The organism is Bacteroidota bacterium, assembly GCA_016195025.1.
Classification (GTDB): Bacteria; Bacteroidota; Bacteroidia; order Palsa-948; family Palsa-948; genus Palsa-948.
The window spans coordinates 13,724-38,772 of sequence record JACQAL010000017.1; the positions used below are offsets into that span (position 1 = coordinate 13,724).

Genomic DNA, 25,049 nt, shown 5'->3' on the forward strand with positions numbered 1-25,049 from the left:
AAAAAATGTGAATAGAAAAAGAGATTCGGAAGGAAGTTTTCAGATGCAATAATCAGGGAGAAACATCAACACATCCGCAGGAAGCGGCATTCTTGGCAGTGTCGCAAAACTCATGCTGAAACTGCTGCTTGTAAGAATCATTTCCTTTTCCGCAGTGATGCGCCACGCGCTCATCGCCTGCATTGCTTTTATATTTGCATTCAATGCACTTTTCGCATGCTTGAAAAGCGAATAACACCGCTGCAAACAGCGCGAATAAAGCTTTCTGCTTCATACTCCTTCACTTAGCCGGTGCAAATATATTGGTTTCGGAATAGCAACCGCAAAGAATTCAAAGCAAAAATATTACTTTTGGTTATGCAACTCTTTTCCTTTTACATAATGATAACAGGATATGTAATTGCAGGCATACTGCATTTTGTTTTTCCCAAAGCATATAAACGAATAATGCCTCCGTGGATTCCATTTCACTACATGATGATTTATTTCAGCGGTGTTTGCGAAATTGTTTTTGCTTTACTGTTGATTCCGGAAATGACAAGAACTATTGGCGCATGGTTTCTCATTGCAATGCTGGTTGCTATTTTTCCGGCAAACATTCAAATGATGACTGACTTCCGAAAAAGAAAAAGCAACTATTTCTGGCTTACACTACTCCGGCTTCCTCTTCAGCCGGTTTTGATTTGGTGGGCGTGGAGTTATGTAAAATAATTTTACAAATGAATCACCTCCCCGTATGCCTGCGCTGCGGCTTCCATGATGGCTTCGCTCATGGTCGGATGCGGATGAACCGATTTAATCATTTCATGCCCGGTGGTTTCAAGTTTTCTTGCGACAACAATTTCGGCAATCATTTCGGTTACATTGAAACCAATCATGTGTGCACCGAGAACCTCTCCGTACTTGGCATCAAAAATTAATTTCACAAAACCGTCCTTCGCTCCTGCTGCGCTGGCTTTACCCGAGGCGGAATAAGGAAACTTTCCAATCTTAATTTCAAAACCTTTTTCCTTCGCTTGCTTTTCGGTAAAACCCACCGAGGCAATTTCAGGAGAAGTATAAGTGCAGCCGGGAATATTATTATAGTTGAGCGGCTCGGGATTATGCCCCGCAATTTTTTCTACGCAGATAATTCCTTCAGCAGATGCAACGTGCGCAAGGGCTTGTCCGCCTACGCAATCGCCAATTGCATAGTAGCAGGGAATGTTTGTCTGGTAATATGGATTGGTTAAAATTTTACCTTTGTCAGTTGCAATTCCAACTTCTTCCAGCCCTATGTTTTCAAGGTTGGCGGCAATTCCTACTGCGGAAAGAACCACATCACAGTCGCGGAGAATTTCAGTTGCATCTTTGGAAGATTTAATTTTCACTTTGCAGCCCTCACCTTTTGTATCAACCGAAAGAACTTCTGCAGAAGTTAAAACTTCCATTCCCATTTTTTTGAAAGAGCGCTCCAATTGTTTTGAAACTTCTTCATCTTCTACAGGAACTACATTTGGTAAAAATTCTACGAGCGTAACTTTTGTTCCCATTGCAGAATAAAAATAGGCGAACTCGCTTCCAATCGCACCTGAACCAACTACCACCATTGACTTCGGCATTTTTGGAAGAATCATTGCTTCGCGGTAACCGATAATTTTTTTGCCGTCCTGCGGAAGATTGGGAAGCGCACGCGAACGAGCGCCAACGGCAATTAAAATATTTTTTGATTCAACGGTATTTATCTTTCCGCTTTCATCCTTAACCTCAACCTTCTTTCCCGCCTTAACCTTTCCAGTTCCTTTTATCACATCAATTTTATTTTTCTTCATCAGGAACTGAACTCCTTTGCTCATTCCATCCGCCACATCTCTGGAACGTTTCACTACCGCGGAAAAATCCGCTTCGCCTCCGTTCACTTTGATTCCGTAATCGGCAGCGTGTTTCAGATATTCAAACACCTGCGCGGATTTCAAAAGCGCTTTTGTGGGAATGCATCCCCAGTTCAAACAGATTCCGCCCAACTCAGAGCGTTCAACGATTGCTGTTTTCATTCCGAGCTGTGATGCGCGAATGGCGGCAACATATCCTCCGGGGCCGGAACCGATGATAATTAAATCGTAAGACATTTTTAGAAATTATGAATTATAGATTATGAATTATAAATTCTTTGCGAAAGTAGAAAAAAATCAGTTGGCAGTTTGCAGTAAACAGTCGGCAAAGATTTATAAATTCGCAATCCATTCTTTTCAGTTTGAAATATATATTTTCATATTCCGAGCCGCAAAAACATTTAATAGATATTGAATTTATCGCTGATAAAATTTCTGCCGATGAAACGTTGATTCAACTTCCTGCATGGCGTCCGGGAAGATATGAGCTCGGAAACTTCGCCAAGAATGTAAAAACATTTTCCGCGTTTGATGAAAAAGGAAATCAACTTTCATTTCACAAAATCACAAAAGATTGCTGGAAGATTCAGACAAAAGGAGTAAAAGAACTTCACATAAAATATTCTTACTACGCGGTTGATTTGAATGCGGGCTCAACTTATCTGGATGAAAAGCAGCTTTACGTTAATCCTGTGAACTGCTGCGTGTATATTCCTGAAAGAATTAATGACGCTTGCGAAGTAGAAATTCACACACCAAAAAATTATTTGCTCGCCACTTCTTTAAAGAGAAAAGACAAAACCGTTTCTCCCTTTAGGGTCGGGGCAACATCTTACCATGAGTTGGCCGATTCTCCTTTAATTGTGAGCGCCACCATTCAGCATAATATCTTTGTGCTCGATGGCGTGGAATTTAATTTATGGTTCAACGGAGAGTGCAAACCCAACTGGCCGAAAATCATCAATGACTTTTTTATTTTCATCAACGAACAGTTTGTTACAATGAAAGGAACGATTCCTTCGGATGAATACCATTTCCTTTTTCAGATTCTTCCCTATAAATTTCATCACGGTGTTGAACATCTTTCTTCCACCGTGATTACGCTCGGACCTTCGTATGAAATCATGCGCGGAGATGCTTTCCTGGAATTTCTCAGCGTGAGCTCGCACGAACTTTTTCATTCGTGGAACATAAAAGCAATTCGCCCGGCAGAAATGTTTCCGTATGATTACACAAAAGAAAATTATTCGCGCTTAGGTTTTGTGGCGGAAGGCGTAACAACTTACTATGGAGATTTCTTTTTGTTCCGCTCGGGAATTTATTCTGAGTTTGAAGTAAACCGCGTTCTCTCAAAGCACTTGCAAAATCATTTCGACAACTTTGGAAGATATAATCTCAGCGTTGCGGATTCTTCTTTTGATTCCTGGCTAGATGGATATTCAGAAATTGTTCCTCATAGAAAAACTTCTATTTATTCTGAAGGATGTTTAATTGCGTTGATGACCGATTTACTCATTCGAAAATATTCCGACAACGAAAAATCGTTGGATGACGTGATGCGTCATTTATATAATGAGTTTGCAAAGAAAGGAAAAGGATATACAGAAATAGATTATAAAAATGTTTGCGAAAAGTTCGCAGGTCATCCGCTCGAAGAATTTTTCAGCACTTATGTTTATAAACCCGCTTCGTATGAAAATGCTTTAAGGGAATGTATTGATTACATCGGTCTGCAACTTATGACGGCTTCTTCAAAAAAGTTTCATGAAAAGCATTATGGTTTTAAGATAAGCGAGAACCTTCCCGTTACAAAAGTAATTGCTATTTCTCCCAATTCCGTTGCGGAGAAAGCGGGCATTCAGTTAAACGATGAAATTATTTCCATCAATGGCTATGCGGTAAAAAATAATTTTGGGGAATGGGCGCGCTACTTTGGTGCCGGTGAAATAAAATTAATTGTGAGTAATGCCGGAAAAGTGAGAATGATTTCGTTCGCGCCTTCATCTGAGGAATATTATAAAGTTCATTATGTTCAAAAGACACTGACCCCCACCGAAAACCAAATGAAAAACTTTACTTCATGGTCGAAAAGAAAATTTTAAAAAATGAATACTAACATTTATTCTTTTATTGTTAATAAGTTTATTAGTGCTGATTCCCAAAAAAATTCGTGCTTTGTATAATTAAATTTCCAAAAACAAAAACCAAAACCTAAATTAAAATGGAACAAACAACTACAGAAGGACCAAAGCGTCCGGGATTTTTAAAGGTACTGTGTATCCTTTCATTCATTGGCACCGGCTTGGGCTTAATCAGCGGATTATGGAGCTGGTGGGCATTGAATGCTGCTTCTAAGTTAATGGAAGGAATGGGCGGAGCCATGGGCGATGCCATGAAAGATGCTGGCGCGAGCGGTACTGATGCGGCTGCCGCTATGGGAAGTGCAAGCGATGCTATGAACATGATGGGACTTGACCCGCACAAGCAAGCTACAAGCGCTTTAATTGTTGCATTACTTAACATTGTAATTTTTGCAGGCGCTTTTATGATGTGGAAACTGAAAAAAACCGGATTCTACATTTACACGCTTGGACAGGTTGCTTCCGTTGCTGTTCCTTTTATTGTTGTAGGTGGAATGATGGCTGGCGCAATGGGAATAGCAACAGCAATTTTTGCTATTGCATTCATTATCATGTACGGTGTTAACCTCAAGCACCTGAGTTAATTTTCCCGGTAGGATTAATTTAAATGAGACCCTCTCCGCTTTTCGGAGGGGGTTTTTTTGTTTATGATTTTCTTGCCTGCCAATTATAATACTTTGTAATTTCGGGAAATGATTTCTCAAATAACAAAAGGCGTTAAGATTACTGTCCGAACAAAATTTCAGGATGCATTTTCCCGTCCTGAAACAAGGCACTTTCTTTTCACATATAAAATCATGATTGAAAACCGAAGTGAGTACACTGTTCAACTTCTAAGACGCAAGTGGAACATTTTTGATTCGAACGGTGAGCACCGAGTGGTAGAAGGTGATGGCGTTGTCGGTCAGCAACCAGTTCTGACACCAAATGAAATTTACGAATATGAATCCGCTTGCAACTTAGTAACTGACATGGGAAAAATGAAAGGCGTGTATGAGATGATGAGAATTATTGACAAAGAAAAATTTTTAGTAGAGATTCCTGAATTTAAATTAATCGCTCCACAACGACTAAACTGAATCTACTAATTTACGAATGAGTACTAATGTACCAATGAAAACCAAAATTCAAATTGCACGCTGGCTGTTATTAGTAGATTAGTACCGATTAGTAAATTAGTAGATAAAAAATAAAACTTAAAACCCAATGAACGGCACATTCAAAATCCCAGTCGCAGTAAACGAACCCATCAAACAATTCGCTCCCGGAAGCATTGACAGAGAACTTCTGAAAAAAACGCTCGCAGAAATGCGTTCGCAGAAAGTTGACATTCCCATGTATATTGGCAATAAAGAAGTTCGCACCGGAAAAAAAGTTACGCTCATCTGCCCGCACGACTATAAACATATTTTAGGATATTATCACAAGGGAGATAAAACTCACGTGAAGCAAGCGATTGCCGCTGCGATGAAGGCGAAAAAGAAATGGATGGAAATGCCGTGGGAACACCGCGCTGCTATTTTCCTTAAAGCCGCTGAGCTGCTTGCGGGTCCTTACCGATATAAAATTGTTGCCGCTACCATGCTCGGACAATCTAAAAATGTTTTCCAGGCGGAGATTGACGCAGCATGCGAGTCAATAGATTTTTTGCGCTTCAATGTAAAATACATGACAGAAATTTACCAGCAGCAAGTGGATTCAACTTCTGCTATGTGGAATCGTTTAGAGTGGCGCCCGCTCGAAGGTTTCATCTGGGCGCTCACTCCGTTTAACTTCACTGCGATTGGATTGAACTTAACTTCTTCCTGCGCCATGATGGGAAATACGGTTGTGTGGAAACAATCCAACACGGCAATTTACTCTGCAAATGTGATTATGGAAGTTTTCCGCAAAGCAGGATTGCCTGCAGGAGTAATCAACTGGATTCATTGCGGAGGCGCAGAAACTGCCAATGTGGTTTTAAATTCTCCCGACTTCGGAGGAATTCATTTCACCGGCTCCACAGAAGTTTTCAGAAGCATCTGGAAAAAAATCGGAGAGAACATTCATATTTATAAATCGTATCCGAGAATTGTTGGCGAAACAGGAGGAAAAGATTTTATCATCGGGCACTGTTCCGCTGACCCAAAAGTTTTGGCAACGGCAATCATGCGAGGCGCGTTTGAATTCCAAGGACAAAAATGTTCCGCCTGCTCGCGCGCTTATATTCCTTCCAACTTGTGGAGAGAAGTGAAAAAGATTTTTGTAGAAGAAATGTCTACTATGAAAATGGGGCCGACTGAAGATTTAGGAAACTTCATTAACGCGGTGATTGATGAAGCATCGTTCGATAAAATTGTCGGCTACATTGACCGCGCGAAAAAAGACAGAAAGGAAACACAAATAATTGTCGGTGGAAATTATGACAAGAGCAAGGGATATTTTATTCAACCCACAATTATACAGGCAAAAAATCCAACTTACCGAACCATGTGCGAAGAAATTTTTGGTCCGGTGCTCACGGTTCATGTATATGATGAAAATAAATTTGAAAAGACACTTGACCTTGTAAATACTACTTCTCCTTACGCGCTCACAGGTTCTATCATTGCGCAGGACAGATATGCAATTTCGCTCGCAGAAAAAAAATTAGTTCACGCTGCAGGAAATTTTTACATCAATGATAAATGCACGGGCGCAGTGGTTGGCCAGCAGCCGTTTGGAGGTTCACGTGCATCCGGCACATGCGATAAAGCAGGGCACATGATTAACCTTCTGCGCTGGGTTGCCCCGAGAACTATAAAAGAACTTTTTGTTCCTCCTACTGATTATCGTTATCCATTTCTGGAACCTGATAAAAAACAGAACGGGCATGCCACTGAACCGAATATTTCTGTGAAGAAAAAAGAATTGGAGAAAAATTAAATCGCTGCCCTAATCACTTCCACAAAATCTTTTGCATTCAGAGAAGATCTTTTATTTCTTGCCATACTTTGGCATTGACTCGGCAGCAATGGTGGTTTCAAAATGATAGCGGTACCGCTGTTCTTTTCCTAAAAACTGTTCTATGTGAAACACTTCATCACAGTTATCAAAAATTAATATTTGTCCATCGCCAATATGATACTTCTTTCTTTCTTTTTCACGAAGGTGTTTGAGTGATGGAAAATATTTGAGAGGAACAATAATTATCCGTCCATCCTTAAGAAAAAGACGAATACTTCCTTTATCAGGAAAATCTATTTTATCAATTACCGGAGAAGTATTAATAATGCCTTCAGGTTTCATTTTAGTTTCAAAGAAAGAGGTTTTGATTTCTTTCCTTCAGCAAAGTTAAGAATTTTACTTTTTATTTCGTCTTTATTTTTCTCTATCAGTTTCACAGCCAAATTTATTTCTGATTTGGATAAATCGCCCGCATCAAAAACCTTAATAGGTTCGAGCCATATTTTAGCTACCCGGCTATTTTTCCCTTTTGTTTTGATAATGTGCAAGTGCAATCGTTCTTTTAAATCATACGACACGATAAAAAAAGAAAGATATTTATAAAGAGCTATTTTAGGCATATTGATATTATTGAACTGTCGCTTTAATAACTTCCACAAAATCTTTCGCAATAAGCGAAGCGCCTCCGATTAATCCTCCGTCAACATCGGGCTGCGAAAAAATTGATTTTGCATTTTGCGGATTGCAACTGCCGCCATAGAGAATGGAAATGTTTTCAGAAATTTCTTTTCCAAATTTTCCCGAAATCACCGAACGGATATAGTTATGCATTTCCTGCGCTTGTTCAGGAGTGGCGTTCTTCCCTGTGCCGATTGCCCAAACAGGTTCGTATGCAATCACAATATTTTTTATGTGTTCATTGCTGAGGTGAAAAAGACATTCTTCAATTTGATGCGTGATGGTTTGAAATTCTTTTCCTGATTCTCGTTCCGATAATGTTTCACCAATACAGCAAATCACGGATAAATTATTTTCAAGAGCAGAGTCTATTTTCTTTGCAACAATTTGATTTGTCTCTCCAAAAATATTTCTTCGTTCCGAGTGCCCGATGATCACATAATCCACATTGATGGACTTCAACATCGCTGCGGAAACTTCTCCCGTAAATGCTCCGTTATTTTCCGCAGAACAATTCTGCGCGGCAATTTTTCCTTCCCATGCCTGCACTAATCCTCCAGCATCAGAAAGCAGAATGAACGGTGGCGCAATTACAATCTCAGGAAGTTTTTTACCGGAATCTTCCAATAGAATTTCTTCCTGTTCAATCAACTCAAATAATTCCACAATGAAATCTCTTCCCTCATCGTGGGTTTTATTCATCTTCCAGTTGCCGGCAACTATTTTTTTTCTCATCTATTTTATTCTGGTAACGAAGTAACGAATTTTGTTACGAATATTACAAATTAATTTCTATTGAATACGGACGCGTGGATCCAAAATTCCATAGACAATATCAACCACAATATTTATCACCACGTAAATAAATCCAATCACCAAAACTCCGCCCATGATGATGGGCAAATCTTGTTTGTCGAGCGCGTTTACAATTTCGGAACCGATGCCGCGCCAGCCGAAAACATATTCTACAAACACAGCGCCCGCCATGAGTCCGGCAAACCATCCGGAGATTGCCGTCACAACCGGGTTTAAAGAATTTTTCAGCGCGTGTTTGAAAATAATTGTGTAATAACTCAGCCCTTTCGCTTTTGCCGTGCGGATATAATCTTGCCCCATCACATCGAGCAACGAACTTCGCGTGAGCTGCACAATAATTGCGAGCGGGCGAATTCCTAGCGTGAGCGCAGGAAGAATTATATTTTTCAGAGAGAGATGTTCGTTTCCGTAATCATCAATGATGAATAAACTTCCTTCGTTGTTCAATCCGGTTCCGGGAAAAATAATATAGTTATGAATAAACGGAATCACATCCCACGCAAGATTTATGAGATAGCCCGAAAACCAAATCACAAAACCAATGAATCCCCAGCGGAGAAATTGCAGAATAATAATGTCGCCTTTTTTGCCTTCGTTTTTTTTCTTTTTCAATCGCATGATTCCAACCACCGAGCCAATTATCCCTCCCATAAGAAAAAATAAAAGTACGATTGTGGGAAAAGGAAATTGTTTTGACCAGAGATAACCGAATGTCATCGCTACAATCAAGCCGATATAAAAAGATGGTCCGGACATTCCGAGCACCGCAAAAAAAAGCGAACCGGTGTCGAGCCAAGTTCCTTTTTTCACAGCGGAAAGAATGCCAAGCAAAATTCCAATGATGGATGCAAACAGCATGGCTGCAAATGCGAGCACTGCAGTTTCGGGAAGCGTATCTGCAAGAATATCGGAAACCGGTCTGCGCGAAATATACGAGCGCCTGAGATATGGCATTTTCAAAACAAATTCTTTCGAGGAAGAAACCTGAAAAAGTTTTATCACCGAAGAATATTTTTTCGGATTCAGGTAAAAAGAACTTTCGGTGTTTTTTGTTTCGTGAACAGAAAAAGGCGAAATATCATTCAGGTAAAGAAGATATTGCACGAGAACCGGCTTGTCTCTTCCGATATCTTTATTGATGGCCTCAATTTGTTCCTTCGTTGCATTTTGCCCGAGCATCATGCGCGCGGGGTCACCGGGAAGAATATTGAAAAGAAAAAAAACAATTGTAATCACTCCCCACATTACGAGGAAACCGTAGAAGAGCCGCTTGAAAATAAATCTTCCCACAAGGCGAATTTAAGATTATAGATTATGGATTGTAGATTGCAAAATAAAAATCATTAACATTTATTTCTTAAAAAACTTTTCCTGAACAGAACTATATGATGGAAACGAATGATAATGCCAGATATCAATCACCGTTCCTTTTTTCAGAAGCATCAGCCCGGGATTTGAACGAATCATTGTTTTGAGTTGCGTTCCATCCGTCAGATAAAAATCAATATCCGCTCTGGTTTCTTTTTTGAAAGATTCAATCTGGTCGGCTGAAGCAGTAAGGCAAATGATGGGAACTTTATCTGAGTGACAAAGTTTCACGAAGTCATTCACTTTTCCAAAAATATTTTTGTTTGTTTTATCCAAATCGTAACATACAAGAAAAAAATAATATCCATTGTAATTCAGAATTTGCTCCGTGTAATCGCTGCCATCAAGAGAAGTAATACTAAAATCGTGAATAGCGGGTTTATCTCCTTCGCGAATCACTTTATCTTTCCTGTCAATGTATTTATAAGTGGAGTCAATCGTTTTAATTTGTTCGGGCGTGAGTTCAATTTGCTTGCCATTTTTTTCATAGATGAAAACCATCTGAATGCTGTCGGTTTTTGCATTGGGCGGAAGTTTCATTCCATCCTGAATATTTTTTCCAATCGCATACGGACGAAAATCTTTTATGGGAAGATAATTGTAGGTGTAAAGCGGAAACGAAAGTGAAGTAATAATTCCAATCGCGAGAAAAATTTTTTCAATCGCTCCGGAAAAAACCGGACGGATATAAGAGTTTTTGAGCAGCATAACAATCGTCATCACCAGCATAATAATATTGTTTCGAAATTCCTGCCACGGAGTCATTTTGATTGCGTCACCGAAACATCCGCATTCTTTCACTGCATCGTAATAGCCGGAATAAAAATTTAATCCCGCAAAAAATAAAATCATCAGTAGCAAAAGCCAGAGCGTAAGTTTAATTCGTGAGCCGAGCAGAAGCATGTAGCCAAGCAAAACTTCGAGCGCACACATGAAAATAGAAATGGAAAGTGAAAGCGGTTTGAGCCATTCCATTCCGAAAACTTCCCAATATTCATCCAACTTGTATGCAAAGCCGAGCGGGTCATTGGCTTTGATGAGTCCGGAAAAAATAAAAAGCAGTCCAACTAAAATTCGAAAAATGACTATGAGTATTTTCATACAGCGTGATGTTCTTTTTCTTCCAACTTTATCAACGCAAACACAGCATAATTAATCACGTCTAAATAATTCGCATCAATGCCTTCTGAGATTAAAGTTTTTCCTTTGTGGTCTTCTATCTGGCGAACGCGCAACAGTTTCATCAGGATTAAATCTGCAAACGAACTTATCCGCATCTCTCGCCATGCTTCACCGTAATCGTGATTTTTATTTTCCATTAATGCTTTTGCTTGGATAGAAAACTTATCAAACATCTTGCCCGCTTCTTCCACCGGAATTTCATGGCGGGAATCATTCTCAAGTTCGAGTTGAATCAAACCGATAATGGAATAATTCACAATGCCGATATAATCCGAACCAATATCTTCTTTTATTTTTTGAGTTCCCTTATCGTCAATCGTGCGGATGCGCTGCGTCTTGATAAAAATCTGATCAACGATGCTCGGTGTACGCATCACGCGCCATGCCGAGCCGTAATCCATCATCTTTTTAATAAAAATATCTTTGCACTGCTTAATGACTGAATCAAACTGCGAAGAAGTTTTGCTCATAGGGAAATGTTGCACAAATTTAATCTTTTATCAGGATTACTGAAGTGAAAATTGTTTTCAAAAATAAGACGCTTAACCTTTCTGCTCCCACTGTGATGGGAATATTAAATGTTACTCCTGATTCTTTTTTTGACGGAGGAAAATTTACAAACGAAAAAAATATTTTACTCCGTACCGAAGAAATAATTTCAGAAGGCGGAGATATTATTGACATTGGCGGAGTTTCCACCCGCCCGAATGCTCCCGATGTTTCCGAGGAAGAAGAATTGAAACGATTGATTCCAGCGATTAAACTCGTGCGAAAAAAATTTCCTTCTGCAATTATTTCTGCCGATACATTCAGAAGTAAAGTTGCCGAAGAAGCCATAAATGCCGGTGCGGATATGATTAATGATATTTCCGGTGGCTCCGTCATTGTGAGCGGAGCGAAGCAATCTCACAGCATGTTCGAAACAATTGCCAAACTAAAAGTCCCTTACGTGCTCATGCACATACAAGGAACACCGCAGATGATGCAAAAAAATCCGCACTATAAAAATGTAGTGAAAGAAGTGAAGAAATATTTCTCGGAAAAAATTTCTCGACTGCAAAAAATTGGGGTAACGCAAATTATTATCGACCCAGGATTTGGTTTCGGAAAAAATTTAGAACATAATTATACGTTGTTGAAAAATCTTTCAGAGTTTAAAAGTTTTGGCTTACCAATTCTCGTTGGCATTTCAAGAAAAGGAATGATACAAAAAGTGCTTGGCATAAATCCGGAAGAGGCATTGAACGGAACCACAGCTGCAAACACCATAGCATTAATGAACGGAGCAAATATTTTGCGAGTGCATGATGTGAAGGAAGCGAAAGAGGCGGTGAAGATTTTTAACTTTACACAAAAATCATAAATGGATTTTCTCTCTTTCACCTGGATTGATTTGCTCGACATATTTCTTGTCGCCATTCTGCTTTACCAGTTGTACCGTTTGGTGCAAGGAACAGTGGCAATGAATATTTTCATAGGTATTCTTGCGGTTTATTTCGTTTGGAAAATTGTGGAAGCGCTGAAAATGCAAATGCTCAGCGAAATCATCGGCAAGTTCATTGATGTGGGAATTATCGCACTGCTGATTGTGTTTCAGCCGGAGTTAAGAAGATTTCTTCTGCTCATCGGCACTCCGGAAATTCTGGAGAGGTTTGCTTTCTGGAATAAATTTTTCAAAACAAAAAAGAAAATATTTTCTTCCGATTTGCAATCTATTATAAAAGCATGCAAAGAAATGAGCGAAACAAAAACCGGAGCGCTGATTATTCTTGCCACCAATTCTGATTTGGGATTTTATATTAAGACAGGCGAGCAGATGGACGCAAAAGTTTCCGCAAAAACTTTGGAAAGTATTTTCTACAAAAATTCTCCGCTTCACGATGGTGCGGTAATAATTTCCAACGGAAAAATCCGCGCGGCACGCTGCGTGCTTCCTATTACCGAGCGCGATGATTTTCCAAGCCATCTCGGCATGCGCCACCGCGCGGCAGCAGGTATCACCGAAGCAAGCGATGCGCTCGCAATTATTGTTTCGGAACAAACGGGAGAAATTTCTCTCGCCAAAGAAGGATGGATTGAAAATGCGCTCAGCCCGGAAAAGTTGAAACAAAGAATTGAAATGGAAATGTCGTAATCGGTTTATAGTTTTTAGTTTACGGTCTACAATTAAAAGCCAACCACTGTAAACTGTAGACTGGAAACTATTTTTTCTCTTTCTTCTCGAAACTTTTAATAATATCTGCATCTGATTTCCCGAACATGCTCATGAGCGCTTTGGCATCATCTGCAAAAGCATGATTCGGATATTTTGAAATAAGTTCCATATAAAAAATTTTCGCAGAGATGGTATCATTAAAAAATTCCTGGTAATAATATCCCTGCAGGAAAATGCAATCGGGAATACGTTTATAGTTCGGATAGTTCTTACAAATATCCGCAAGCGTTGCAATGGCTTTTATGTTATCATTCAAAGCACGCTGCAAATCAGCTGCGCGAAATAAATATTCAGGACTCAGCGAATCATTGGAAAACTTTTTTACAAAATCCTCATAGGAAGAAATTTCTTTTGATGCAAGTTCTTTATCAAGAGTCATGTTTTGCCCATCGAACATTTTTTTGTTGATGGAATCAATTTGCGCAATCATGCTTTGCTTTTCGTCCATCTCTTTTGAATTATTCGAGCAGGAAGAAAGACAGTAAACGGCAAACAATAAACAATAAACAAATTTTTTTTTCATAGAATTATTTTTAAAGCGGAAATTTCATTTTATATTCTATCTCCACTTTTCCTTTCGCAATATCATTCAATCGGCTTTTAAGAAGTGTTCTTCTCAGCGGGTTTATTCTGTCAATAAAAAGTTTTCCTTCAATATGGTCGTATTCGTGTTCAATAATGCGCGCGGAAATTCCGGTAAAGGTTTCTTCATGTTCAACAAAATTTGCATCAACGTATTTAATTGTTATTGTCGGCTTGCGCTGCACATCTTCACGTATTTTAGGAATGCTCAAACAACCTTCGTTGTATTTCCACTCCTCCCCTTTTTCCTCTATGATTTTCGGATTGATAAAAATTTTTTTGAAATCTTTTAATTCAGGATGTTCATTGTCTTCGTTAAAGGGGCTTCCATCCACAATAAAAAGGCGGATTGATTTTCCAACCTGCGGAGCGGCAAGCCCGACTCCTTTTGCATTATTCATGGTGTCGAACATATCGGCAATAAGTTTCTGCAGATCAGGATAATTTTTATCTATGTCGGTGCCAGGTTTTCTGAGAATGGGATCACCATAAGCAAGAATGGGTAAAATCATATTTTAAGATGAAAGTTCCAAAAAATTCTGAAGAATAATAGTTGCACTTACTTTATCCACCAGCGATTTATTCCTTCTGTTCATTTTTTTTATTCCTGCTTCGCGAATTGTGCGTTGAGCGAGTTTTGAAGTAAAGCGTTCGTCCAAGCGTTCAATTTTTAGGTCAGGAAAATTTTTTTTCAAATCTACAATAAAAGATTGAATGCTTTTTTCTATTTCCTGTTCTGTATTATCCAAATTAACCGGCTTGCCAATTACGATTGTTTCCACTTCTTCCTTCTTAAAATAATTCTGAAGAAATAGAATTACTTCTTTCGTTGAAATTGTATCAAGAGAAGTTGCAATCATTTTCAGATTATCCGTCACCGCAATTCCGCAGCGCTTCATTCCAAAATCTATTGCAAGAATTCTTGGCATCGCTGACAAAGTTAATCGGTTTATATTTGCAAAAATATTTTTCGATGAAAGAAATTATTGAATCCGCATGGAATAATCGCGAACTTCTGAAGCAAGAAAAAATTCAGAATGCTATTCGTGAAGTAATTGAACAATTGGATAAAGGAAAAATCCGCGTAGCTGAACCAACTTCTTCGGGGTGGCAGGTAAATGAATGGATTAAAAAAGCTGTCATACTTTATTTTCCAATTCAGAAAATGGAAACATTTAATGCTGGTCCGCTGGAGTTTCACGATAAAATGAAATTAAAATCCAACTATAAAAAATTAGGAGTGAGAGTTGTGCCGCATGCGGTTGCGCGTTACGGTGCATATCTTGCTCCGGGAGTAATCCTAATGCCTTCGTATGTAAATATTGGCGCGTATGTGGACAGCGGAACGATGGTGGATACCTGGGCAACCGTTGGCTCCTGCGCACAGATCGGAAAAAATGTTCACCTCAGTGGTGGCGTTGGAATTGGCGGAGTGCTCGAACCGGTTCAGGCAGCGCCTGTAATTATTGAAGATGGAGCATTCATCGGCTCACGCTGCATTGTTGTGGAAGGAGTTCGCGTGGAAAAAGAAGCAGTGCTTGGCGCGAATGTGGTTCTGACCATGAGCACAAAAATTATTGATGTATCAGGAAGTTCTCCGAAAGAATATAAAGGAGTAGTTCCTCCGCGCTCAGTGGTAATCTCAGGAACGTACACAAAAAAATTTCCTGCGGGAGATTACAATGTGCAGTGCGCGCTCATCATCGGACAGAGAAAAGCAAGCACAGATTTAAAAACTTCTTTAAATAATGCGCTGAGGGATTTTGATGTGGCAGTGTGATTACTGAATCACAATTTTCTTTTCGTAAATAGTATCGTTAGAAGATGCAACAACAATATAAACACCAGAAGCAAGTTTTCCGTCAGGGTCAATGGCTACTACTTCCTTATCGTTTGAAAGAATAACTACCTTGGAATAAAATTCTTTTCCAAGCACATCACGAACAACAATAAGAATTTCATCGCCAGCATTGGCTCTTACGCTTACATTGAACGGGCCGCTGGAAGGATTAGGATATACTGCAATGCCATTGCTTGCGGAAAAATTAACGGCAATCATTATACTATATTTATACTTTCCGTCTTTATCAACCTGTTTTAACCTGTAATAGGAAACACCGCTATAAGGGTCATAATCGGTAGAAGAATAATTTCGGGTAGTGGTGCTGTTGCCAGCCGCCTTAATTTTTTCCACATCTTCAAAAGCATTTCCATCTTTCGAGCGCTGCACCATAAAATAATCGCTGTTTGTTTCAGAAGAAGTTTTCCAGGTAACGTCCACCACATTTCCATTCGGCTTTGCATCGAATGAGAGCAGTTCAATGGGAAGAGGATTTGTTCCTCCGGTAGCATTTGCCAAAGTAAATTTATTTCCGTTGTATGTGTTAAAAGTTCCGGATAAAATATCTCCAGCATAATCCGTTCCGTTGCATAACCCCGGAGGCCCGCCTACGACTCCTGCCCTGTCAATCCATGCAGTTGCTCCATCCCATTGCGCGATGCGAAGATTAGGTGGGTCTTGCACAAAATCAGTGTTCTGAGTGCATTGATAATACATTCTTACTTGCTGATTCGGGTCCAAAGCCGTGGCTGGCGATTGCGTAACGGTGTGGTATCTCACATCAGAAACCCATGTGAGTGTGCCGGGCAATGTATAACCAAAAGTTCTTGCCGAACTGTTAAACATTTCAGCAGTGTAGGTGGTTACATTATTATTTGATTGGTCAATGAATACTTGTATTGGCCGGTAATCATTATTTTTTCCAACTGGAAAAGTTTTAGTAGTTCCAATGCTTGAGTTAACAGTATACGCCATGGGACCTTTTACAAAACTGCTGTCTTGTGGAGTTGAACCCAGTGTAACAGTAGAGCCAGCATCCATCGTAAGTAAATTAGTTGAAGTAGTGAGAATATGCCCATCGGTGAGATTTAAATTCTTTGAAACTGTAACAGGAGAAGATAATTGAATTGCCTGCGCAGGAGTTGAATTGTTTGTTATAAGATTATAAAATGTTTCTCCTCCCGCAAGAACAGTGGAAACAGTTTGCTGGGCAGAACCTAATAACGATACTGTTCCGCTGCGTTCTACAAAGGGATTTGCATTGGTGCTTGTTGCTGTCCAGTTTCCATACAGGGAAATCGGATAGTTTGATCCGCTTGCATCAAGTTGTGCTGTTCCTGAAATAAGTAAATCTTTTTGAACGGTAATACCACCCAGATATAAAGTTTTAAGCCCCGAACCTGAAAAGGTAACATTATAATAGGCAGAAGGGGCAGGACCATTTACTCCTACGCTTCTTACATTTTGGTTACCAGCCCGATTATAATTAACTGTTCCGCTTGTGAGGTTGTAGGTGCCCGATAAGTTGAGTCCAGGATTCCCACCGCTTCCAATAAAAAATATACCCGTACCATTCATTGTCAAACTGGCTGTTCCTGTTATTGTTCCTCCATTATCTGATAAGTTAGCAGCCCCTGTTATTGTTACGGTACCGTTATTAACTGTGAGCGTACCGGAAGAAGTTTTTGTTGCTGCATTGGATGCAATAAGATTATAATAGGTCGAAGAATTTTTAATTGTTTGGGCAACACTTCCATTATAATTAACAGTATTGGGCGATGCCGAAGCATCAAGCGTGCCCGTTGCTAGTAATGCACGCGCAATATTTAATGTGGAGTTGGCAGCATTCGTCCAGGTAGAACCGGCTGCATTTCCGGTCAGATTGCCAGATAAGGTAACAGTTCCATTATTAGTAACAGTGGTTACTGCATCTGCAATTGAAAAGGCAGAAGATGTGGAACTTCCAAATGTTAAGATGGAGCCGGAAAGAATACTTTTATCTCCTGTAACGCTGATGGTTCCGCTTCCGGTTACGCTTCCTGCACCGCTAATGTTTTTTGAAACTCCATTCAGCGTGATGGTTCTTGTTCCGCCTGCAATGGTTCCATCAAGTAGTACGCTTCCGCTCACCGAAAAATTTTGACCGAGAGTCAATGTGGATCCCACCGGCATAGTTAATTCCTGCCCTACCGTCATGGTTGCCGCAGGAGTGGTTGTTGACGAACTTCCACCTGTAAAAGTCAAATTCTTCGTAACCGCCCATGTTCCGCCTGTGGGTGCAAAATATCCTGTGCCCTGAACCTGCAAATCGTAATTCACAGTAAGGTTTGATGTGCCTACCAAGTTAGAACCATTTTCTATAATGAGATAATCTGGAGATGCAGCAACATTAAGTATAACCGGATTTCCTGTTGTAACAACTACTAATGCTCCAGGTGTAGGCATACAATCGCAACTCGGACCACCGTAAGTAAACGACCATGTTGCATTGCCTGGAGTAGCATCGCTCCAGTTGCCCGAAGGTTTTATTGAGTAATAGGGCTGACGAAGCGGAGTTCCTGTAACAGGGTCGCTGTTAATGGTTCCAATCACCCAGTCGTTTTGCAAATCAGCGCCCGCCAGTGAAGTTCTTTTTCCAATAGGAGCGGAAACAGTTCCACCGGCAGCGGCATGCGTTCCTTTTGCTCCAACAACTGCTCCGGTATAGGTCATCAGGCGCATATCGGAGGTAGTTCCTATACTGGATAATGCGGTAAAATAAACATCTATACTATAGGTGCCTCCGGGATTTGCCGAATAAGAAAGGGTGGATTTCATATTGTGTACACGCATCACCAAAGGCGGTTCGTTGAAAGAAACATCGGTGGAAGAAATGGCATCCGTATGCGTAGCCGATATATATGCGTTAGCCGTTGGAGTGCCGCTGTAAATTTTAACAGGCCTGTAATCGGTGGAAGTTCCAACAGGAAATAAACCATAGTTGGTGCTGGTAACTGCTGTTCCTGAAACCCACGACCTGCGGAATGTGCCTCCATACGCAATACCATTAGTATAAGACAGTGTTGAAGAAGCAGCCGCATTGCCAAGCGTAAGAGTTTTTCCGTTCAAATTGTAATTGCCCGCAGTCATGGTGAGCGTATTGGTAACCGTTACGTCATTAGCAAGTGTGACCGGACCTGTGCAATTTGATGTAACGCTGTAAAATATTTCTCCTCCTGCTTTGGTAATTGTTTGCGCGGCAGTTCCGTTAAATGTAACTGTGTTTGTTCCGGGAGTAAATGTTCCTCCGAGATTAGTCCAGTTATCGGTTACAGAAATATTTCCTGCAAGTGTTACTGTTGACGCTGCATTGATTTGAACATTGCCGAACGTGATGGCGGCTGAAGGAGTAACCGTTCCGCTGCCGGTAAATACGGCAGTGCTTCCATCGGCAAGAACCACTGCTGCATTCGCATTTCTGAATCCGTTATTAAAATTAATTGTTGAACCGAATGAGTTGCTGAATACAGCATTGGGAACTCCTCCGCTCGTTTGATTTAAATCGAAAGATGGCGCAGCGGCTCCGTTAAAGTTTACTGTTCCGCTTCCGGTAATGTTAAACGTTCCTGATTGCTGCGGCATGCTCAGCGAATTGGCAAAGGTCATGCTTCCGCTTCCGAGAGAAATTACTTCGGTGGCTTCCACTGCATTTGCCATCCAGGTTACATTTCCGCTGAGCGTGAAAGTGCCGCTTGATACATTTAATTTGCCTATGCGGTTAGTAGTATTATTGTTCCCCGCAAAAACAAGATTGCCGTTCACCGTAAGCGTTCCTCCCGCCACATCCAGTAAATCAGTAAATCCCCCTGTGGGCTGATTAATGGTAACATCATTGGTTACCGTCATGGTGGGATTGGAAGGACCAAAGGTTAATGTTCGTACGCTGTTATCCGCATCCATCACCAGGTAAGAGCAGGTGCAATTCTGGTTAAGCGTTACGTTAATATTGTTTACCTTGTCTCCAATATTCAGTGTGGGAAAAGTGGTGGCAGAAGTTCCTCCAATAGAAATTCCGAAGCCCTCAAACGTAACTTCATTTCCTCCTCCGGAAAAAGTTGCGCCATTGTTTGTCCAGTTGCCGGCTATTTTCATGTTTTCATTCAGCGTGAAAGTGGAACCGGAGTTCAGCGTAACATCTCCCAGCACATAAAAACATTTCAGCGCATTGCCTCCTGCGCAAGTGGTCCATGCGTTGGCGGTGAATGCTGCACTTGAATTAAGCGTGAAGTTGCCCTGAACTTCTGTTTGCCCCGCAGCGGAAGCAAGCGTGGTAGTTACGCTGCTTGCAATGTTCACGATTCCAAAGAAAATATTTTTATTGGGAGTAATTGTTTTTCCTGTGACCGTAAAGTTTTCAATTGACGCAGCATTAAAGGTCATGTTCTTGGAGTTCTGCGTGTAGTTGCCGGCAAAATTTACGGTGGAGCCCGCCACGGTAACAAAACTGGTCTGGTCAAGCGCGTAAGTAAAATCATTATTGAAATTTATGATTCCCGCCCCGCTGAAAATAATATTCTGCCCGCCACCGGTAAGGTTTACAACGGGAACAAATGTGATGGTGCCGGTGGAAATAGTAATATTATCCTGTCCTCCTGTTCCCCAATAAGAAAAAGTTCCGTTTACATTAATGGTTCCTCCGCCTGCATCAAGAATATATGTTTGTCCTGAGTTGCCAACGTTTATTTGCAAATCACCGGTCATGGTGAGCGAAGCGGCTGCATTCACGGTGAGCGTTGCAAACTTTTTATCGTTGCCGCCACCGCTTCCGATGGTTACATCGGTGATGGAAAAAACTCCATCCACCGTCATGGTATTATTCACGTTCTTGCCTTCAATAATTACGTTATCCGTTGCTGCGGGAACGCATCCGCACGATGCGCCCGTAGAGGAAACGGCTGACCATGCAGTGGGGTCGCTCCATAACCCGGAACCGGTTTCTATAGCGTAATAGGTGGCGGAAAAACCTTTTTCACTCAGCAGGAGAAAACAAAAAAAGAAAACGAGGCGCAGGAATACACCCGTGCCTGAAAGAAAACTTCTGTTTGTTTTTTTTCTTTTCATAAGCAAAAAAGTAAGAGCGGCTTTTGTAGTTTTTACTTCGTTAGGGTTGATTTTGTTTCACTTATTAATACAATAATACGAACAATGTTTTGTTAATTCCTACCTTATTATGTAGTTTTCGACCAAACTACTGTTTTCTCCGATGAAAGAGATAGTTATGTAGATGAATTTGCGAACACTTTTTTGTTTGTAACTGTTTGAATGCTTTTCCTGCTTCCTGTTCTTTTATAGTTTTAACCTGAATATTCTCCATCGTTTGCGTTCTTCTTTTGGTTTGGGCGTGTACTGAAAAGTTTTTTTCATTCCCACCATTACTTCAATAAATGAATTGGTATGGCTGATAGTATTATTTACATTGGCGGGAAAGTAGAGTTCGCTGTTGCTGCCATTGCTGTACTGCGCATTTTTATTTTTTATATCTGCAAATCCTTTTTGCCCCATTACCATGAGTTGCAATTGCCAGTCGGAGTTTAATTTTTTCTGCATGCCCACTCCCAGCAATGCGCCATAGTCAAAAGGGTTGTAAGGTTTGCTTTGCAAGTTGTAATAAGCCGATGCGGGCGGAATGCCTGTTGCCGTATAGGTAACAACCGTGGAAGTGCCTTTTGTTACTGCGGAAGATTGCTCATCCTTGCTGGTAACGGTGTTTGTTTCTTTGTACCACGTGAGGTATGCTGCATAAAATCCGAGAGTGTAGATAAGTTGGTTCTCTTCTTTTTTCCCTTTGATGAATTCAACGCGCAGCGGAACTTTGAGATATTGCAGGCGGAGGTTTCGCTGCCAGGCAATCTCCTGCTGCTGCATTTTTTTATAGTTCTCTCCGCAGAAAGAATAAAACAGCCCTGTGCTGATTCCTATTTTATCGGCAAGGTAAAAACCCGATTCGTACATATCATCGTACACTACTTTTTTCCCCGCCTTTCCTTTGAACTTAAAGCCGGTGGTGATGCCTGCATCGAGGGCGGGCGTGATGCCTCGCTTGAAGGGTGGCGCATTGTAAGCCGCAAGGTTTCTCCACTGCCCGCTGATGAAGGAGTTGCCGGGCTGAATTACAAATTGCATGTTGAGGTTTTTTTGCGCAAAAGAAGTTACTGTCAGAAGAAGAAGGGTGAGAACTGCGGCAAGTGTTTTTATTTTATTCATACATTTTACAAGAGTTATTCATATAAAAATATAATATAAAATAAAAAGTGCCAAGCCCAGCGCAATGTATGCCACTATGAGCGCGTGGGTGGAGCGGCTGCTGTGGGTGCTTTCTTTGGTGTACATATATAGTATGATTTAGAATGTTTATGTTGATAAAATAATGCAAATGCCGCGAACAAATGCGAACACCGCGAATTTTTGTTCGCAGTGTTCGCATACATTCGCATTTTTCGCATGATGTTATCCATATAAATGACCATTATTGAAGGTAGCAACTTGCGTTAATAAATTGACAGTTTCATATACCGCATCATTTTCTCTTATCCCTTGCATGAGTTCTTCGCGGTTCATTTTCAGTTGGCGTTGTGCTGCATGGGGATGGGAAACCCTCATTTCCCCGAGACCGGCTGTCGTGCTCTTTTCATTCAGCCGCTGTTTCACCATCCCGGATGCAGCGTTTTTTTATTTCAATCTTCCTCCCGATAGTTATCGGGACTTCCAATTATATCACAATCGTTATCAAACTGCCCGGGGCGCTCACGCGTCCGGGGTTTTTGCTGTCGTTCCATTGTAAAAAGGCATAGAGCGTTTTGCCGATGTTGGCGCTTTTGAGGTCAAGAATAAATTTTGCTCCTGAAAATGTTTTCTGTTTGTCGCATTCATCGGGTCCGGCAGGCGGGTTCATTTGCGTCAGCGCATCGGTTATTTGTTTGTTTGTTTTTGCCGTGGGATTTTCCTGCGTTTCTTCTGCCAGCGTATCGGCTCTTGCCTGCAGCCCTCTTTTATCTACTATGGAATAGGAAATGATTACGCCATCGGCTCCTTCGGCAGTGCTGGCTTTGGTGGGGTCTTTAAAGGTGTTGCAGGTGAATTCGTGCTTGCCTCCGCCCATGTTTTTCTCGCGGTAAAAAATATCTGCCTTAATGCCGTCTTTGTGTTTGGTTTTGGTAAGGTCGGGCACGGTAATGCGAAGGAGTTTGCGCTGCGCATCGGTGACCGATTTATTTTTTTTCAGCCATTGGGCAATGAACTGGCGGATGGCTTTTACATAATCCCTGCGGGCATCCTGCTTGGTTTTGGTGTCGCCTTCGTTGCGGGTGGCTTTTTGCCCGCTTCCGCCTGCGGTATAGGCGGTGTTCCAGTTTGCTTGCAGGGTTTGGAGGTTGCTTACATCGCCCGGGGTAATGCCCCATGCCACGTAGTTGGCGTTTACAAGGTTCATGAAGCCCTTTTGACCTGAATCAAACTGGGCATCGGTGCCTTTGAGCCATTCTTCCTGTTGTGGTTTTTTGTTTTTTGACATGGTGTTTATGTTTTAAAGGTTAATATATATACCAAAGCAAATCGGCTTTGCGAACGGAGGGACAAGTGACAGAGGACAGGGGACGGGTGAATTTCCCTTGCCACTTGCCCCATGTCCCTTGTCCCATTTTCGGAAACCTGACTACCTTCGGTATAGTATGATTTTTGCACTTTTGGGCATTTGGGATGTTTGCCAAGACCTTTGGCATGTTCGCCAAGACCTTTGGCATGTTTGCCAAGACCTCTGGCATGTTCGCCAAGACATCTGGCATGTTCGCCAAAACCTTCGGCATGTTCGCCAAGACCTCTGGCATGTTCGGCAGAGGGTTGCGCGAATTGGCTGAAGCGTTTGGTATGTTGGTGAAGTTGCTTCATGGGGTTGCGTCTTCGTGTATTGTTTCGTGTTGCTGCTTTAACAATTCATTGCGCTTTTCATGCAGGCATTTCAGCCACTCGCGCAGGGTTTCGCTGCCGTCTGTGCTGCCGTAATTCTTGCTTTGCTTCTGCAGTTTTTCTTGCACGTGGTTGATGGATTGTTCAATGGCTTCAAGAACCGGATTGTTGCTCATGGTGTTGGTTTTTGTGATTTTTCTTTTTCATCGTTTTCTCTTTCTATCCCGTGTTTGATAATATCGCTGAACTGCTGAAAGGTTAATTTATATTTGCGCATGATTGTTTTGCGGCTTATGTTGAGAATGAATAAGTCGTAAACTTCTTTTTCCTCTTCTTTGGTAAAGTAGTTCACCGGTTGTTTTTTTTTCTTACGCATGTTCACTGGTTTACTTGTTTTTGTTCTCTTTGTTTATTTGCCTGCGAATGATGTCGGCAAGTTCATCTGCGGTTAATTGATGTTTCTGCGCGAGTGTTTTCCAGTGTGTGCCGCTGATGAACTCGTCATAAATTTGTTTTTGTTCAGATGCGCTGATTGTTTTCATTTTTTGTTTTCTTTGTCATACCTCTTTATTCATTTTTTCAAATTCGTGAAACATTTTTTCGGTGCTTTCAAACATGATTTCCATTCGGGTGAACAAATTTTTAAGGGCTAAAAACATGGTTTCGTCTTTTTGGAAGCCGGCATGGGGCTCGTGAATTTTGCGCTCGAGTTCGTAAAATATGTTTTCTATTTTATGAAACTTTGTTTCCATTTCATAGAATTTGTCTTTGAGTTCTTCGCGCGTGTTTTTATCTTCTGCCATATACATTATATAATGCGTGTTAAAATTTGCCGTAGGAACTGTTGAGGTATTTGAGCGTGCCGTTAAAAGAAAATATTTTATAGTGTTGTCCGGCTGCCCAGTGCAGGGCGCCTTGTATTTTTTCACCGGTGATTGACCCCTGCCAGAGCAATGTTTCTCCGTTTCGTTTTTTACTCATGGCGGCAAAAATGATTGTTGTTTCTACTCCTGAAGAATCTACCATGCGCGAATAGCAGCCGGGCAAAAAGCCGGTGATGAGCGCTTCCTTCTTTTTTTCAGAATCGGGCTGTGAATATAATTTTCCGTTCTTGAAAAAGAGCAGGTAAGGAAGCTGCTGCCCGGGGGCTTCTTTTCCTTTTTGAAAGAGTTCAACGCTGAAGATTTTTCCCGAAAGCGCAGGGTCTTCTTTCACCGAAACGGAAGAACAGGATAAAAGCAAAAGCAGGGCGAGTGCAATAGGGTTGAAAAAGAAAAATGCTGCTTTGCCGGAAGCGGTGGAAATGTTTTCTAAAAATTTCTGATAGGCGCGCAGAGATAACTTATGATGTGCCGCTCTGCCGTACTGTTCTTCTTTTTCGGCTTTGGTTATTGCCTGCTGCAGCCGTTCTGCCTCTTTGTGCAGGTAGCGCACCAGCGTTGTGTTTTCGTTTGCTTCCATACTCCCTGAAGAATTACGCTCCGGTTTAC

29 protein-coding genes are annotated in these 25,049 nt (G+C 41.1%); 8 read left to right on the plus strand and 21 right to left on the minus strand.

Annotated features, from left to right (window positions below; genetic code table 11):
* Positions 1-52 precede the first annotated feature (52 nt).
* A complete protein-coding gene (locus HY063_03290) occupies positions 53-274 on the minus strand; it encodes a hypothetical protein (protein MBI3500795.1) in 222 nt (73 codons plus the stop codon).
* Between the two features lie 83 nt (positions 275-357).
* Between HY063_03290 and HY063_03295 the strand changes: the two genes are divergently transcribed.
* Positions 358-711: a DoxX family protein gene (locus HY063_03295; protein MBI3500796.1), complete on the plus strand. Its 354-nt coding sequence runs from the start codon at positions 358-360 to the stop codon at positions 709-711.
* Positions 712-713: 2 nt separating this feature from the next.
* Here HY063_03295 and lpdA read toward each other — a convergent pair whose 3' ends face one another.
* The gene (lpdA, locus tag HY063_03300) at positions 714-2,108 is read right to left on the minus strand and encodes a dihydrolipoyl dehydrogenase (GenBank protein ID MBI3500797.1); all 1,395 of its coding nucleotides are present in this window, start codon (positions 2,106-2,108) and stop codon (positions 714-716) included.
* A gap of 125 nt (positions 2,109-2,233) precedes the next feature.
* Here lpdA and HY063_03305 point away from each other — a divergent pair, with 125 nt between their 5' ends.
* The 4 genes from HY063_03305 (at position 2,234) to pruA (ending at position 6,916) form a co-directional block, all read left to right on the plus strand.
* Positions 2,234-3,973: a M61 family metallopeptidase gene (locus HY063_03305; GenBank protein MBI3500798.1), complete on the plus strand. Its 1,740-nt coding sequence runs from the start codon at positions 2,234-2,236 to the stop codon at positions 3,971-3,973.
* 119 nt (positions 3,974-4,092) lie between these two features.
* Positions 4,093-4,596: a hypothetical protein gene (locus tag HY063_03310; protein MBI3500799.1), complete on the plus strand. Its 504-nt coding sequence runs from the start codon at positions 4,093-4,095 to the stop codon at positions 4,594-4,596.
* Positions 4,597-4,704: 108 nt separating this feature from the next.
* On the plus strand, positions 4,705-5,091 hold the full coding sequence (gene apaG, locus HY063_03315; protein ID MBI3500800.1) for a Co2+/Mg2+ efflux protein ApaG: 387 nt from the start codon (positions 4,705-4,707) through the stop codon (positions 5,089-5,091).
* Between the two features lie 127 nt (positions 5,092-5,218).
* Complete coding sequence (gene pruA / locus HY063_03320) at positions 5,219-6,916, plus strand: L-glutamate gamma-semialdehyde dehydrogenase (protein MBI3500801.1); 1,698 nt, start codon at positions 5,219-5,221, stop codon at positions 6,914-6,916.
* 51 nt (positions 6,917-6,967) lie between these two features.
* Here pruA and HY063_03325 read toward each other — a convergent pair whose 3' ends face one another.
* Genes HY063_03325 through HY063_03350 form a run of 6 tightly spaced genes read right to left on the minus strand, consistent with a single transcriptional unit; the run spans position 6,968 to position 11,451 of the window.
* Positions 6,968-7,279, minus strand: coding sequence for a DUF2442 domain-containing protein (locus HY063_03325; protein ID MBI3500802.1), 312 nt, complete (start codon positions 7,277-7,279; stop codon positions 6,968-6,970).
* Complete coding sequence (locus HY063_03330) at positions 7,276-7,557, minus strand: DUF4160 domain-containing protein (GenBank protein MBI3500803.1); 282 nt, start codon at positions 7,555-7,557, stop codon at positions 7,276-7,278. Before HY063_03330 ends, HY063_03325 begins: the two co-directional genes overlap by 4 nt.
* A gap of 7 nt (positions 7,558-7,564) precedes the next feature.
* A complete protein-coding gene (locus HY063_03335) occupies positions 7,565-8,350 on the minus strand; it encodes a triose-phosphate isomerase (GenBank protein MBI3500804.1) in 786 nt (261 codons plus the stop codon).
* A 57-nt stretch (positions 8,351-8,407) separates the two neighbouring features.
* Positions 8,408-9,721: an ABC transporter permease gene (locus HY063_03340; GenBank protein ID MBI3500805.1), complete on the minus strand. Its 1,314-nt coding sequence runs from the start codon at positions 9,719-9,721 to the stop codon at positions 8,408-8,410.
* Positions 9,722-9,781: 60 nt separating this feature from the next.
* Positions 9,782-10,900 carry a DoxX family protein gene (locus HY063_03345; protein MBI3500806.1) on the minus strand — a complete coding sequence of 373 codons (1,119 nt, stop codon included), beginning with the start codon at positions 10,898-10,900 and terminating at the stop codon, positions 9,782-9,784.
* Complete coding sequence (locus HY063_03350; protein MBI3500807.1) at positions 10,897-11,451, minus strand: DUF1599 domain-containing protein; 555 nt, start codon at positions 11,449-11,451, stop codon at positions 10,897-10,899. The genes HY063_03345 and HY063_03350 overlap by 4 nt, the downstream gene beginning before the upstream one ends.
* A gap of 95 nt (positions 11,452-11,546) precedes the next feature.
* Here HY063_03350 and folP point away from each other — a divergent pair, with 95 nt between their 5' ends.
* Complete coding sequence (gene folP / locus HY063_03355; GenBank protein MBI3500808.1) at positions 11,547-12,344, plus strand: dihydropteroate synthase; 798 nt, start codon at positions 11,547-11,549, stop codon at positions 12,342-12,344.
* Entirely contained in the window at positions 12,345-13,115 is a 771-nt protein-coding gene (locus tag HY063_03360) for a TIGR00159 family protein (protein MBI3500809.1), read from the plus strand.
* A gap of 67 nt (positions 13,116-13,182) precedes the next feature.
* Here the strand turns inward: HY063_03360 and HY063_03365 are convergent, their stop codons facing one another.
* Genes HY063_03365 through ruvX form a run of 3 tightly spaced genes read right to left on the minus strand, consistent with a single transcriptional unit; the run spans position 13,183 to position 14,707 of the window.
* The gene (locus HY063_03365) at positions 13,183-13,719 is read right to left on the minus strand and encodes a tetratricopeptide repeat protein (protein MBI3500810.1); all 537 of its coding nucleotides are present in this window, start codon (positions 13,717-13,719) and stop codon (positions 13,183-13,185) included.
* A gap of 10 nt (positions 13,720-13,729) precedes the next feature.
* A complete protein-coding gene (locus tag HY063_03370) occupies positions 13,730-14,290 on the minus strand; it encodes a peptide deformylase (protein MBI3500811.1) in 561 nt (186 codons plus the stop codon).
* Between the two features lie 3 nt (positions 14,291-14,293).
* Positions 14,294-14,707 (minus strand): Holliday junction resolvase RuvX, encoded by a 414-nt coding sequence (ruvX, locus tag HY063_03375; protein MBI3500812.1) that lies wholly within the window; start codon positions 14,705-14,707, stop codon positions 14,294-14,296.
* A gap of 44 nt (positions 14,708-14,751) precedes the next feature.
* Here ruvX and HY063_03380 point away from each other — a divergent pair, with 44 nt between their 5' ends.
* A complete protein-coding gene (locus tag HY063_03380) occupies positions 14,752-15,558 on the plus strand; it encodes a 2,3,4,5-tetrahydropyridine-2,6-dicarboxylate N-succinyltransferase (GenBank protein ID MBI3500813.1) in 807 nt (268 codons plus the stop codon).
* On the opposite strand, the gene HY063_03385 is transcribed toward HY063_03380, so the two are convergent.
* The 10 genes from HY063_03385 to HY063_03430 all read right to left on the minus strand — a co-directional run bounded on the left by HY063_03385 (position 15,559) and on the right by HY063_03430 (position 25,020).
* Positions 15,559-20,718 carry a T9SS type A sorting domain-containing protein gene (locus tag HY063_03385; GenBank protein ID MBI3500814.1) on the minus strand — a complete coding sequence of 1,720 codons (5,160 nt, stop codon included), beginning with the start codon at positions 20,716-20,718 and terminating at the stop codon, positions 15,559-15,561. It abuts the gene before it with no gap.
* A 225-nt stretch (positions 20,719-20,943) separates the two neighbouring features.
* A complete protein-coding gene (locus HY063_03390) occupies positions 20,944-21,861 on the minus strand; it encodes a hypothetical protein (protein ID MBI3500815.1) in 918 nt (305 codons plus the stop codon).
* Positions 21,862-22,104: 243 nt separating this feature from the next.
* On the minus strand, positions 22,105-22,308 hold the full coding sequence (locus tag HY063_03395; GenBank protein ID MBI3500816.1) for a hypothetical protein: 204 nt from the start codon (positions 22,306-22,308) through the stop codon (positions 22,105-22,107).
* Positions 22,309-22,366: 58 nt separating this feature from the next.
* Complete coding sequence (locus HY063_03400; GenBank protein MBI3500817.1) at positions 22,367-23,167, minus strand: hypothetical protein; 801 nt, start codon at positions 23,165-23,167, stop codon at positions 22,367-22,369.
* Between the two features lie 5 nt (positions 23,168-23,172).
* A complete protein-coding gene (locus tag HY063_03405) occupies positions 23,173-23,541 on the minus strand; it encodes a hypothetical protein (protein MBI3500818.1) in 369 nt (122 codons plus the stop codon).
* A complete protein-coding gene (locus tag HY063_03410; GenBank protein MBI3500819.1) occupies positions 23,538-23,735 on the minus strand; it encodes a hypothetical protein in 198 nt (65 codons plus the stop codon). The genes HY063_03405 and HY063_03410 overlap by 4 nt, the downstream gene beginning before the upstream one ends.
* Entirely contained in the window at positions 23,732-23,935 is a 204-nt protein-coding gene (locus HY063_03415) for a hypothetical protein (protein ID MBI3500820.1), read from the minus strand. The genes HY063_03410 and HY063_03415 overlap by 4 nt, the downstream gene beginning before the upstream one ends.
* A gap of 10 nt (positions 23,936-23,945) precedes the next feature.
* Positions 23,946-24,101 (minus strand): hypothetical protein, encoded by a 156-nt coding sequence (locus HY063_03420; protein ID MBI3500821.1) that lies wholly within the window; start codon positions 24,099-24,101, stop codon positions 23,946-23,948.
* A gap of 15 nt (positions 24,102-24,116) precedes the next feature.
* Entirely contained in the window at positions 24,117-24,362 is a 246-nt protein-coding gene (locus HY063_03425) for a hypothetical protein (GenBank protein MBI3500822.1), read from the minus strand.
* Positions 24,363-24,381: 19 nt separating this feature from the next.
* Complete coding sequence (locus HY063_03430; GenBank protein ID MBI3500823.1) at positions 24,382-25,020, minus strand: hypothetical protein; 639 nt, start codon at positions 25,018-25,020, stop codon at positions 24,382-24,384.
* Between the last annotated feature and the right edge of the window lie 29 nt (positions 25,021-25,049).